This is a genomic window from Mesorhizobium sp. WSM4844, from assembly GCF_055811775.1.
On the sequence record NZ_JBVVQB010000009.1, the window covers coordinates 38,411 to 50,656 of the forward strand.

Annotated in this window: 14 protein-coding genes; 7 read left to right on the forward strand and 7 right to left on the reverse strand. The window is 62.4% G+C overall.

The genetic code is table 11. The features are described from left to right. Window positions 1-10: 10 nt before the first annotated feature. Window positions 11-280 (reverse strand): hypothetical protein, encoded by a 270-nt coding sequence (locus AC0L2A_RS10195; RefSeq protein ID WP_473608613.1) that lies wholly within the window; start codon window positions 278-280, stop codon window positions 11-13. 460 nt (window positions 281-740) lie between these two features. Between AC0L2A_RS10195 and AC0L2A_RS10200 the strand changes: the two genes are divergently transcribed. Then, window positions 741-872, forward strand: coding sequence for a hypothetical protein (locus tag AC0L2A_RS10200; protein WP_473608614.1), 132 nt, complete (start codon window positions 741-743; stop codon window positions 870-872). Between the two features lie 380 nt (window positions 873-1,252). Here AC0L2A_RS10200 and AC0L2A_RS10205 read toward each other — a convergent pair whose 3' ends face one another. Next, on the reverse strand, window positions 1,253-2,164 hold the full coding sequence (locus AC0L2A_RS10205) for a hypothetical protein (protein WP_473608616.1): 912 nt from the start codon (window positions 2,162-2,164) through the stop codon (window positions 1,253-1,255). Window positions 2,165-2,378: 214 nt separating this feature from the next. On the opposite strand from AC0L2A_RS10205, the gene AC0L2A_RS10210 reads away from it, so the two are divergent. From AC0L2A_RS10210 to AC0L2A_RS10220, 3 genes are read left to right on the forward strand one after another with little or no spacing between them, the layout of a single operon-like run. Then, window positions 2,379-3,020 (forward strand): hypothetical protein, encoded by a 642-nt coding sequence (locus AC0L2A_RS10210; protein WP_473608617.1) that lies wholly within the window; start codon window positions 2,379-2,381, stop codon window positions 3,018-3,020. Then, window positions 3,013-3,162 carry a hypothetical protein gene (locus AC0L2A_RS10215; protein WP_473608618.1) on the forward strand — a complete coding sequence of 50 codons (150 nt, stop codon included), beginning with the start codon at window positions 3,013-3,015 and terminating at the stop codon, window positions 3,160-3,162. Before AC0L2A_RS10210 ends, AC0L2A_RS10215 begins: the two co-directional genes overlap by 8 nt. Before the next feature lie 24 nt (window positions 3,163-3,186). Then, window positions 3,187-3,975, forward strand: coding sequence for a hypothetical protein (locus AC0L2A_RS10220; protein ID WP_473608620.1), 789 nt, complete (start codon window positions 3,187-3,189; stop codon window positions 3,973-3,975). 224 nt (window positions 3,976-4,199) lie between these two features. Here AC0L2A_RS10220 and scpB read toward each other — a convergent pair whose 3' ends face one another. Together scpB and AC0L2A_RS10230 are read right to left on the reverse strand one after the other, a co-directional pair. Continuing rightward, a complete protein-coding gene (gene scpB / locus AC0L2A_RS10225) occupies window positions 4,200-4,910 on the reverse strand; it encodes an SMC-Scp complex subunit ScpB (protein WP_473608621.1) in 711 nt (236 codons plus the stop codon). Window positions 4,911-4,912: 2 nt separating this feature from the next. Next, on the reverse strand, window positions 4,913-5,869 hold the full coding sequence (locus tag AC0L2A_RS10230; protein ID WP_473608622.1) for a DUF1403 family protein: 957 nt from the start codon (window positions 5,867-5,869) through the stop codon (window positions 4,913-4,915). Window positions 5,870-5,993: 124 nt separating this feature from the next. Here AC0L2A_RS10230 and AC0L2A_RS10235 point away from each other — a divergent pair, with 124 nt between their 5' ends. Then, the gene (locus AC0L2A_RS10235) at window positions 5,994-7,241 is read left to right on the forward strand and encodes a site-specific integrase (protein ID WP_473608624.1); all 1,248 of its coding nucleotides are present in this window, start codon (window positions 5,994-5,996) and stop codon (window positions 7,239-7,241) included. Between the two features lie 36 nt (window positions 7,242-7,277). Here the strand turns inward: AC0L2A_RS10235 and AC0L2A_RS10240 are convergent, their stop codons facing one another. Genes AC0L2A_RS10240 through AC0L2A_RS10250 form a run of 3 tightly spaced genes read right to left on the reverse strand, consistent with a single transcriptional unit; the run spans window position 7,278 to window position 9,488 of the window. Further along, window positions 7,278-7,844: an RES family NAD+ phosphorylase gene (locus AC0L2A_RS10240; RefSeq protein WP_473608625.1), complete on the reverse strand. Its 567-nt coding sequence runs from the start codon at window positions 7,842-7,844 to the stop codon at window positions 7,278-7,280. 8 nt (window positions 7,845-7,852) lie between these two features. After that, entirely contained in the window at window positions 7,853-8,191 is a 339-nt protein-coding gene (locus tag AC0L2A_RS10245; RefSeq protein WP_038655373.1) for an antitoxin Xre/MbcA/ParS toxin-binding domain-containing protein, read from the reverse strand. A gap of 4 nt (window positions 8,192-8,195) precedes the next feature. Further along, entirely contained in the window at window positions 8,196-9,488 is a 1,293-nt protein-coding gene (locus AC0L2A_RS10250; protein WP_473608627.1) for a hypothetical protein, read from the reverse strand. A 226-nt stretch (window positions 9,489-9,714) separates the two neighbouring features. Between AC0L2A_RS10250 and AC0L2A_RS10255 the strand changes: the two genes are divergently transcribed. Continuing rightward, a complete protein-coding gene (locus AC0L2A_RS10255) occupies window positions 9,715-10,818 on the forward strand; it encodes a hypothetical protein (RefSeq protein WP_473608628.1) in 1,104 nt (367 codons plus the stop codon). Between the two features lie 9 nt (window positions 10,819-10,827). Continuing rightward, window positions 10,828-12,000 (forward strand): site-specific integrase, encoded by a 1,173-nt coding sequence (locus tag AC0L2A_RS10260; RefSeq protein ID WP_473608629.1) that lies wholly within the window; start codon window positions 10,828-10,830, stop codon window positions 11,998-12,000. Window positions 12,001-12,246: the final 246 nt, after the last annotated feature.

A 12,246-nucleotide genomic window follows, 5' to 3' on the forward strand; every position in this document is an offset into this window, starting at 1 on the left:
CTCCAACACTTCAGCGTCGCTCGAACAGGATTTCGAAGGCCCCCTCTCCTTCGACCCAACGAAATGTCAAATGCCATTTGCCGTCGACCAAGAGCCCGAGCCGTCCTGGTGCGCCCTTCCAGCGCAGGAGTGGCCCAAATACGCCAACATCTTGCAGGCTGCGTGCGGCAACAAGCGGGCGCAAGATCTTGTGGGCCTTCACGCTCACGTGTTGTTCGATACCTGGCGTGAAACGCGTCCAGTAGATTTCCTCGGTAATTTCCTCTGCGATCCGTTGCATTGTCCAACCTCAGGAGTGCCTTCGCGGCAGTAGCCACAGGCACCCGCTCGGCGCCTGCGCGACGATTGGTTGCGGTTGGAGGAGGGGTGCCGGTTCGCAATTGGAATGCCAACACCCAGCTTCGAGTGTCTGGCGAGCCCAAGTCCGGCAAAAGCGCCGTGACGTATTTCCACTTGACCCTGACCCTTTTGGCGATCTCGCGGGCGAGCGAATGACGAACCACTTCAAGGAGAGTAGTGCCCTGCTCAAAGTCGTGATGCTGAACTTCGACCAAGATCTCCGCGATGATTTCGCGGATTGAACGGTGGGACAAATCTTGCCGCGCTAGCCCAGCTAGCGAACTGAGCCGACGCTGCCCATCAAGGGCAAAACAGGGAAGGAGACGGCCCTCGTCCAATCTCAGACGCGGCTCCCGCTCGGCGCTGGTCCACGCGTCCCGGCAGTCGAACAGCAACATCCGGTGCCTGATGACGAACGGGCGAAGACGAGGATTCGGGAGACCGTCTATCGTTTGGATGCGATCGACGAGATGCCAGAAATAGCGTTGCGAGACAGTTTTGTGATCGCCCAGCCAATCGAGGAAATCTATTAGAGGAGCTTCATCCACGGCTGCGACCGGTTTCTGAAGAACGCGATTCTCCAGTACGGCCGCCGAACTTTCGGGGCGACAAACGTCCGACACGGCGCCTGATGCCCAATGGATAGTATGCAAGGGGATCGCAAGCGGCGCCATTGGCGTCGAGATGTCGCAAAGTGCCTGCAGCCATCTGTTAGGATCAAACCTCATGGCATCTCTGTAATGCACATCATTACATTTGGCAAGTGGGCCGGCTCGAATAGACCGCTGGGCGAGCAACATAGCCTGGGGCAACTCGACTGCTGCTTGGGCAGCGAGGTTTCAGTCGCCTGGTCTCCGGAAAGCAACAGGGGCGCGGCACAACCCGCGCCCCCGTTTGATCGTCATGCGGAACCTTAGCCCGCGGAATGGACCGATTTCGTCTTCGAGGCAAAATCCTCCAGAGTCTGTGCACGTTGCTGCTTCAACGAAGCCAGCATCGCGACGAGGTTCTGGGTCTGGCCATCGCTCTGGACAGCTGCCGGATTGACGCCGGCGGCCTTCACCTTGTCGATGGCGGCCGACATCTGGGCGATGGCGTTGTCGAACTGCCGCTCGATGTCGCCACGCTTCTGCGCGAGGTCGGCCGTCACAACCGCGTCGATTTCGCCGGTCTGGCGATCAGCGAGCTCTGCGGCCTTACGCTCAAGCTCATCGGCGGCGGCCTTCTGCTTGCCGACTTCCGCCTTGACATCCTTCGCCTTGAACTGGGGCAGATCGAGCTTGATCTCGATCCGCTTGCTGGAGAACTCGGGAAGGTCGAGCTTAATGGTGGTCATGTCCCAAGTGAACTGCGGCACGTCGAACTTGGCTTCGCGCCGGACCATGCGGACCTGGGGAACCTTCGTCTTGATGTCGCACGAATACCATTTCAAGCCACGGAAGCAAGGATACTTTCCGACGGTCGTCATGCCCATGAAGAACTCCGGGTTGTCCCACTTGATGCTGGTGGTCTTCATGGTGACCTGGGGCAGATGAAGCTTGATGTCCTTGCGCTTCATCGTGATCTTGGGGACGTCGAAAATGATCGACGTGCGATCCCAGGTAACATCGAAATCGACGCCAATGCCTGCTTCCAAGCCAGTGGGCCGCGGAGCATTGTCGTTGAGCTGCTGGCCCTCGGCCTGCAGCTCATCGAACTGCGACTGGTAGCGCTGCTGGATCTCAGTGATCTTCTGGTCGACATCGGAGTCGTTGGCACAGGCCGCGCCGAGCGCCATCACCAGCGTGATGGCGGAAACGGCCGATTTAAGGATTATCTTGTTCATGACGCTCGTGCTCCGTTTGCGTTGCATTCCGGACTTCAGCCCGGCGACAACACAAGGTCGGGACGACGGCAATTGGAGCAGTGGGATCTTCTGAAAAAAATAATCGACTGAGAAATCAATAGTTTGCAGAAGAAATGCGCCTGGGCATGTCCGAATGCGAATCTTTGAAGTCTTCTATGGTCAACCGCATGTGAATGTGAGGCGAGGACCGATCATGGACGAACAACCCGACATCCAGCACAGGCTGAAAGCAAAGCAATGGGACGCGAACAAGCGAACACTGCCACGGGCACGACGCGTTGGCGATGACGTATTGGACCACGCCGCCGCGCTTAAGGAGCAGGGCCGATTTGCAGACGCGGTGGGTCTGATGAGAGCGCAACCGCTAGAGGTTCTTGCCGCCGACGTGGTGGCCCTCAATGGCCTCGGTCATTTCCTGTTCGGGGATGGCCGCGTCGAGGATGCCCTCGCTTCTTATCAGGCTGCTGAAACGGCCGCTCAATGGGATCTGGCCAAGGCCTTGGTAAACCAGGCGACAGCGCTGAAGACGCTCAAACGCTACACCGAAGCGCTAGCCGTTGCCCGCTGTGCCCGCGAACTGATCCCCAGCTGGTTCGTTCCCTATCTCACGCTCATCGCCATTCATGAATGGCGCGCGCAGGACGGGGACCGGCAGGCTGTGATCGAATGGGCCACAGCGTTGACCGCAAATTACTCTGGGTGGGAGCAGGACCCGGAGCTCTGGCGCTTCTTGTTGAGCGACGTCGACTACGCCCGCCTACGATCTGACAAAGTCTTCAAGGAAACGTTCGGCCTGAGCGCCGAAGAGGCAAAACGGAGGTTCAATCATGTCTAAGTTGTTCTCGCTTTTTCAAGCCGCGGCGATTGGCTTCGCCATCCTGGTTGGCACGATCGCCGCCGCGCAAGCTGCATCGCCCACGGTGTGGGAGCACACTGCAATGGCACATGCGGAGTCCACCGAGACGGCGGTCGGTTGATCTGGATCGGCGGAGGCTCCTTCCATGAAAAATCCGTTCTCTCCAGGGCCGGACGACGTCCGTCTTGCCCAACTCCTTAGCGGCGAAATTGGCGACCCGAGCAATTTCGATGAGGCATCTCAGCTTTATGGCAAGTTGTCCATGCAGCCACGACCTGTGCTTTTGGGCATGGTATCCCGCTACGGGATTGCATCGCCTGCCGATCTGGTCGATAGGGCCATCGCGGAAGGCTGGGAAGCGATTTATGACTTCTTCAATGGCAAATTGGAGGAGAGCACGTTTCGCTATGTCGGCCCGATGAGCCTGGCTTCATGGCTGTTGCTTAAGATTGGCAGGCCAGGCGACTATGGCCACGGTGGCCTGATCCATAGCCACCGCCGTGCGGATCAACGCCGCAACGCGCGCGAGGTGCCTTTTGAAGACGCGCATCTAACGCCAAATCCCAAGGAGGAGGTGTACGAAGAGCGGATTGAGTTGCTTGAAAAGGCGGTTGCCCAAATGCCGCCGAATGAGCATTTCGTCGTCTGCGCCTCTTACGGCCTCCATCCGGAGCTTGGCTTTGGCATCGATGGCATTCGCGCTCGGTGCACGCTTGCCAAGATTGGTCATCAAGATGGGAACGCCATAGTGGCCCGCGCCCGTCGCATGAAGATCGATCCGTCGAGCACGCGGCTCAGACAGGCTGACATCGCCTCACTCCTCGATACCAGCGTCAAGACAATCAGTAGGCTGCTTACTCGCGTGCGCATCCGGCTGACTGAGAGCCTTGGGGCATCAGCCAAACGTCAACCTCGTCGGACCGGTTCAGATTGATCGTTGAGGGATACTATGCAGCTCCCAAGAGCCCGGCATGCGGTCACGGTCATGCCGGGCTCTTCGTATTCCGACTGCTAGGCCTGGACGGATCGCGAACGACACGCCAATTTTCCGGCGGTTGGTCAGCCCAAGCGGGCTATCACTTGTGCCCGAGGGAACGGCTTCGGACCAGTCGCGTCAATGCGTGTCCGGCAATGGCGCCATCGCGCGTCTACCTTCTCTCAGATACCGAACTCAACACCTTCATTGTCCACGCTTGCATCTTCCCCGTCTCCCTTCAGCCCAGTCAGAATATCGCCGGCCAGCAGCTTTTCCTTCGACAGCAGCCCTGCGTCCTCGAGCGCCTCGAAATCCGGCAGCTGGCGCAGCGTGTCGAGCCCGAACTGCGACAGAAAATTTTTGGTCGTCACATAGGTATAAGGCGCGCCGGGCTGTGGCGAACGTGGGCCCGAAGCGATCAGCTGCTCGGCGCGCAGCACGCCGATCAGATCGCGCGACACTTCCTTGCCGAAAAAGCTCGACAGCTCGCCACGGGTGATCGGCTGGAAATAGGCGATGCACATCAAGACAAGCGCTTCGGATTGCGACAGCTCTTTTGCCCCCTCGCCAGCTGCCGTGCCGAAGGCGGCGCGGATGGCGTCGCCAAAAAATTTCTTGGTCCGGTGCTGCCAGCCGCCGGCGACCGCAACCAGCTCGTAGGGGCGGCCCGCGAGCTCGGCGCGGATGTCGTCGATGATCAGCTCGATATTGCAGTTTCTTCCCACCACCCGCGCGAGAGCACTGCGTGTCACCGGTTCATTGGCGGCAAAGATCACCGCTTCGACGCGGCCCATCCATTCGCGCCAGCGCAGTTCTGGCGGCAGGTGGTCCAGTTCCGTGTCGAGCAACACAGGCTGTTCGTTTGGCTTGCGGCGGGCAGACGCTTCGCTCATCGCTACAACCCAAACAGCCGAAAGGTGGGGCGCCCTGACAGCTCGCGCACGGCGTCCAATTGTTGCAGCCGCTCGAACAGCCGCCGTGCCGCAAAACGCGACAGGTTTTTGGTCGACAGCGAGCCCGAAATGGCGTCTTCGTTGCACAGCTTTTGGATCACATCGCCCGCCCCCTTGGCCCTGAGCTTCGGTGCGATGGCGATGAGCCTTTCGGCACGCCGAGACAAATCGGCGGCCAGCCGGCAGGCGTCGACCGCGGCCGCAACGAGTGCGACGCAAACCGCCCGCTCAAACCCTTCTTCGCCTGGCCGGATCCGCTTGCCGCCGCCGGCTTCGGCGCGGAAGGCCGGGCCAAAAACCTGAGCCATCAGCAGCGGCAGCGGCCGCGGCCAGCGCAGGCCTTGCGCCAGCAACAGGTCGGCGAGCCACCAGCCAAAGAGCTCGGCATCGGGGCGCATGGCGACGACGTGAGCGGCGAGCGCCGCCGCGGCGAACGGCGCCGGCCGCTGCAATGCCGCCAGCTTTTCGATCTCCGTGCAAAGGTCGGCGAGCGCTGTGACGTCCCAGTGCAGTCCAAGCTGTTCGACGATCCTTTCGAGCCGGTCGGTGTTGGCGACGGGGGGCTCCGCGGCTAACTGCCGCCAGGCGCCATAGATGGCGCCGGCGGGACCGGGATCGGCGCCGGCCGGGCGCAGGTGCCACGCGTCGCGCAAGGCGGCCGCGTCCTCGGCGCGGCCGGCCAACCGCATGCTGGCGGCGGCGCAGTTGAGCGCCAGCCGCTGCCGCCAAGCGCCGACCCAACTGGCTTGCGCGCGTGCGAGCGTGTCGAGGGCGCCGAGGGCGGCGCCGGCCTGGAACGCGTCGGCGGCGGGGCTGGCGCCACGGCCGGGCGCGAGCGCCCAGGACGGAACGGAGGGCGGCGCGGCGGGGCTGGCGGTCGCGGGATCGAGGCGAATCATGATTGGAGGGTAAAGCGGCCGTGCGGTTTGCGCTATGATTGATGCGGCAAAACGCACAGCTTGTCGGCACGACAGAACGAATGATAATGTTGCATTATCGTTCGTTTTGGTCTCTATAGATGAAATGGCCGTTTTCGTCGAGCAGAAGCCCAAGAATCGTCCTCAGCGACCCTCCGGACCGTCCCACGGCACGGGGGCGGAAGACGCTATTCCGGCTGCGCCGCCGCGCGCGCGGCCGACGGCGCCCGGAGCCGACGACTGTCTCGACAGCGAGCTGCCCGACATCGTCGACCTCGTCCTGGAGATCGGCCGCGCGCCGGAAGAGCAGCCGGGCGACGTCCCCTCCCCTGCCCTTCCGGCCGTCGGGCCGAATCCTCGCCTGCCAGCGCATCTGGAAACACTCGCCGATCACGCGCGAAAATATGTCGAGGCGGCGAGCTCCGCCAACACCCGCCGCGCCTACGCCTCGGACTGGAAGCATTTTTGCGCCTGGGCGCGCCGCCAGTCTTTTGATCCCTTGCCGCCGGATCCGCAGACCGTCGGCCTCTACATCACCGCCTGTGCGTCCGGAAAGGTCACAGGAGACAAAAAACCGAATGCCGTGAGCACGATCGAGCGCCGCCTCTCCTCCCTGTCCTGGAATTTTACCCAGCGCGGCCAACCGCTGGACCGCACGGATCGGCACATCGCCACCGTCATGGCCGGCATCCGGAACAAGCACGCCGCCCCGCCCCGGCAAAAGGAAGCGGTGCTGCCCGAAGACCTGATTGCCATGCTGGAGACGCTCGACCGCGGCACGCTGCGCGGCCTGAGGGATCGCGCCATGCTGCTGCTCGGCTTTGCCGGCGGCCTGCGCCGCTCCGAGGTCGTCGGCCTGGATTGCGGCCGCGACCAGACCGAGGATTCTTCGGGCTGGATCGAAATTTTCCCGGACAAGGGCATGCTGTTGCGCCTGCGCGGCAAGACCGGCTGGCGCGAGGTCGAAGTCGGGCGTGGCTCATCCGACACGACCTGCCCTGTGGTCGCGCTAGAAACCTGGCTAAAACTGGGACGGATCGCGCACGGGCCGCTGTTTCGAAGGGTGACGGGGCAAGGCAAAAAAGTCGGCGCCGAGCGGCTCAACGACCAGGAGGTCGCCCGCCTGGTCAAGCGGACCGCGCTGGCCGCTGGCGTACGCGGCGACCTGCCCGAAGGCGAACGCGGAAAGCTCTTTGCCGGCCATTCGCTGCGCGCCGGCCTCGCCTCTTCGGCCGAGGTCGACGAGCGCTATGTGCAAAAACAGCTTGGCCATGCCTCGGCGGAAATGACGCGCAAATACCAACGGCGACGCGACCGGTTCCGGGTCAACCTCACCAAGGCGTCAGGGCTCTGAAAAAGCGCACCTCCCCTGGCCCCAATAGGATTAAGATTATTTGTCGTCGCGGTGCAATCGCTCGGTGTTTCTTCGCCTTCTCCAGTCGTCCCAATCGACGGGCTCCGAGCTGACGACGCTGAGATCCGCCGGTGTGAAACGCTCGGTAAAAATAATGAGGTTTTGGCACGGCCAGCGCGCACTTGGTGCCAGGATGCCGTCGAACCCTAAGAAAGCGGCCGCATCCCCGATTTCCTGTGTGCGCTCGTAAGACAGCGATCCGTATGTCTCCGGCGTGACGCCAAGCGCCTTCAATTCGGCCAAGTTAGCGATCCGGAGCGTCCTTTGAGTGCGGACCGATATCCTGTGGAGGACCGACCGGATCTTTGACGGAAAGACAGGTTGGCGGCTTAGATGAAAATGAATCTCCTCAAGGGAGCCTTCCCGCTCCAAAGAGGTGTAGAGCACATCGAACGAGCCCGGATCCCAACGGGCCCCAGCTGGATAGCCAAGCAGCGGCTCGCGCTCCTCGCGGACAATGCGCCAGACATCCCCCTCGAATGATACGCCCTTGTGCGTATCAAGCAGATCAAGCAGTTCGAGATCTCGCGCCCGTCGCTCCACGCGCCGCCTCAGATGTAGGCGCCGGCGTCGAGGCGTTCGATCACCGCCAGGACTTCCTGGGTACGATCCGCATTGATGAGATCAATCGCGCGCTCGTTGTTGAGAAGGGGATGACGTGAATGCAGCCAAAGCCTTGTTTCATCTGCCGTGTAAAAGTCGGATAGGCGATCAACAACGTACCGCAGATCGGCAATAACCGTCTGGGTTCGAAGATTTGGAGAGCCGTTGCCATGCGACCATCGCGATACAGTCGCGGTCGACACATCGACAATGTTGGCGATGTCCTTGCCCTGCAGCCCTCCGCGAGATCGAAGATCGTCCAGAATTCGTGCTACAGCTGTGCTCATGTTGTTACCTACGGTGCGACGCTAGGCTCGCACCCCTCCCCTGCCGCCGCGGTGGGACAGGTGCCCTTGGCTGGCCGGCAATCGTGCCGTTCAGGGCATCCAGGACCGCATGCATCTTTTCCAGCCGGTCGCTACTGCGCTGCAGCAGTTCCGACAAGCCTTCATCCGATATCTTAAGCTTCGCGGCCGACCGCGCGGCGCGTTCCGCGGCAGCCAGTTCCTTCTCAAGAAAATGCTGCGAACGTCGCGCTTCGGGTACCGCTGACAGTTCCCGGATCTGGCGAGCGCGCTGGCGCAGATAGTGCGCCTTCGGATCCTTCAGCGTGTCACTCAGGCCATTCGGACAACATGACCGATCGTGGCAACACAGCAGAGGTTTGGCTCCTTGTGCACCCATCAGCGCGTCGACCTGCTTCACACTGAGAAGGCGATCCAGGCCGCCGATCAGAACCCGCTTCTCGCGCCCTCCGCCGCCAGTCTGAGGCGGCTTCGCCCAGTCACTGGCATCGAAGCGCTCCTTTTCGGCAACGCCATGACAAATTCCACCGGCGGCACCGAAAGCCGCAATGGCGACACCCACAAGACCACCGACCCCATCAGCGACGACAGGAACCTCCAGCCTGTGAAAGTCCATCATGGCTGCGATGTACCGTCGCAATCCCATCGGCGTGGCGTCGGCGCCGAAGCCCGAGACCCGGAACCACAGATTTTCGAACGGCAAATTTTTCAGCGCGGCGATGAACGCCCGTCGTTGGGCGGGATCGCGAAGGGAGGCGTTCTTGATCATCAACGGGTAGTCGATGCCGATGTGTTTCCCTCCTTCCGCATCGAGCGCCCGACGCAGCGCGGCGGTAGCCTCGCAATCGAGGGCAAGAAGCTGGTCCGTCGAGCCCTCAAGAACATGCGCGGGTGTCTGTACGGCATGAAAGCCCTGCTTCACCGCAAAGCGGGCTATCTGGCCGATGACGTCCCGGTTCGCGTTTGGTCGCAGATCGTCGGGTGTCAGAACGCTCTCAGGATTTGCCCAGGGCGCCGACTTGGCCGCTCCACCAAATCGGCCAATTGACGAAAGCTCGGCGACATTGGTGTCGAGGATCAGTTCTCCGCCGACCTCGGTGAGGGCCGTGAGAAGATCATGTTGCCTTAGCGCCGCTGACGCTTCCACCACGACCCGATCAACCATCATCTTTCCCGACCCCAGAAGGGTCTCGAGTTGCCGGTGACCGCTGGTTCCCACGCGCAAAAAGTGGCCGACCGGTTTGGGCTGGCCATGCAGGTAGACGACGTTCTCGTTCATTTTCGTGCTCCTGCTGCTATTTACGTTTTGATTTCTCATATGTCAATCTATGAAATCGATACGCAACTTTTGGCAGATCACTATCGATAATGACCTCTTATCGATAGTGATTGTTTTTGCGGCGCAAATCAGTCATTTTCGGCCCCAGGATGGCCGCCGGCGACGTCCCGCGCGGCCGAGAATGACGCAAGGCGGCCATTCCGCCGCACGAGAAAGGCCGCCCGGCATGTCCGACCAAAAACCCGTCCGCCTGCCCGACCCCGCTTCCGTCGAAACCGTGCTCGCCTCTCTGCAGGCGCAGTCGGCCGACGCCGGGCTCGCCCCTGCCCTCGACAAGGCCTTTCCAGGCTTTGCCTTCACCGTCGTGACGATTGACGATTTTTATTGGCGCAGCCCTCACGCCGTCGTCGCTGCCGACGGCACGCGCTGCGGCGATCATCGCGCCTGGGTCGAACGCGAGCTGGCCGAACTGGGCGGCGATCTCACCGCCTTCTGGAACCGGCATCGCGAGGACGGGGAAAAATTCGCCGAATGGCGCGGCGCCAGCGCCTTCGCCTTCGCGCCGACCGGGCCGGGCGTCGCCGATTTTTTGCAACTCTCGCTCGGCCGCGAGATCGAGGTTTTGGCCGGCCCCGTAGTTGATCCCGACTACCGCCCCGACAGCGTCGACCAGCTCTTCGAGCCGACCTGGGTTTTGCGCGATTCCGCTGCCGCGGCGCAGCAGCTCGCAGGGCCGGTCTACCGGCTGCGCGGCCGCGCCGGCGGCGGCATCGTCCACATGCGCAGTTTTCTGGCGCGGCGGGCGCGCATAGAAAGCGAACAGCCGGCAGCGCGCCGACCGGAACTCGAAGGCTCAGTCATCCGCGCGAACAGCCCATCGGCGCCCACAGCATCACCATCCTCGACGCCAATCCCGACTGGTCTTTTTGATTTCGCGCCGCGCGAGAACCGCTTTTTTGCCGATTGGGAGCGCTCGAGTGCGGCGGCCGGCCGCATTTTTGCCCATTGGGCGTTTGACATCCACGATCTTGAGGATCGTGGCCGGCGCGAAATCGGTTTTATCCCGCGGCCGCTCAAAATCCCCGCCGAGACGCTGGCGTTGGGAGTCAATATCTCGGTGCACCGCCTGATGGAGCTGACCGAGGCGATCGACGCCGAGGTGGGCCTGCCCTTCGCCTGGTTCTTTTTGATGACGCACGGGCACTGGGTCGATCCGGACGTCGGCGATGCGATCGCGGAAGGCCTTCGCCAAGGACGGGTGCGTTTGCCCGATCGAGACGCCGCCGTGCTGCTCGCCTGGGCCGACAAAAAATATAAATATCTGTTCTGAGCCGCCGTCATGGATCTTCGCCTGCCAAAACCCGCATCCGACCAAAAACTGCGGCGTGCCGAGGCGCTCGATGCGCTGGATTCGGTGCTGCCATTCGACCGGCGCGATTTTCTGGCCGAACTTTTGACCGACGACGACGTCGCCACGCTGCGCCATCTCGCCAAAGAAGGGATCGGCGAGAATTCCCTGCGCGCCCTGGCCTCGGACCTCGGTTACCTCGAAGCGTGGTCGCTGGCCGCGACCGGTTTTTCGCTCCCCTGGCCGGCGCCGGAGGCGCTGCTGATCAAATTCGTCGCCCATCACCTGTGGGATCCTGCAAAACGCGATCTTTTGTCCACGCACGGCATGCCCGAAGAGGTGGCTGCAGCGCTCAGGACCCAAGGCCTGCTGCGCGTCGATGGACCGCACGCGCCGAACACCGTGCGCAGGCGTCTGTCGAGCTGGTCGACGCTGACCAAATGGCGCGGTTTTAGGGGAAAATTCAACGCGCCGGGACTGCAGAGCGCGATCAAGTTGGCGGTGCGCGCCAGCGCCCGCCCCCGCGGCCGCAAGAGCAAGAAGGCGGTGACCGCCGATATCCTCGCCACGGTGCTGAAAGCCTGCGCCGGGGAAAAACTCGTCGACGTGCGCGACCGCGCTCTTCTCATCACCGCGTTCGCCTCAGGCGGCCGCCGCCGCAGCGAAATTGCTTCGCTCCGGTTCGAGCAGATCATCGAAGAAGACCCGGTGCCGGCCGATCCCAAGGCTCCCGACTCTTTGGACAAACTGCCGTGCCTAAAAATCCGGCTCGGCCGGACAAAAACGACACAGGCCGACAGCGACGCCTTCGTGCTGCTCGTCGGCCGGCCTGTCCTGGCCCTGAAAGGCTGGCTCGAGCGCGCCGGGATCAGCGAAGGCGCCGTGTTCCGCGGCATCGACCGCTGGGGCAATCTCGAAAAACGCGCGCTGACGCCGCAGGCGGTCAATCTGATCCTCAAGCGCCGCATCGCCGAGGCCGGGCTTGATCCGGCGGCGTTTTCCGCCCACGGCCTGCGCTCCGGTTTTTTGACCGAAACCGCCCGCCGCGGCATTCCGCTGCCGGAAGCCATGCAGCAGTCGCAGCATCGCTCGGTGCAGCAGGCGTCGAACTACTACAACGATGCCGAGCGGACGCTCGGCCGGGCGGCGCGGGTGATCATATAGATCCGGATGATGGTGCGGGTCGCTCGCGGCGCGCGCATGCCGTTTCGCGCGGAACGCACCGTGCAACAAGCTCCCGCCCTTACGCTGCACGGAGATGTCGAGACCAAAGGCAGTGCCCAGCACAAAGTGCACAATGATCCCAAGGCAACTGACCGCGGGAAATCGAACCTCGGATCCCGACCCGGCAGATCGGTGATAAGCGCGTCGAGGCGCGGGATCGAATTGACCAGGACCGCCTTTGGAAAA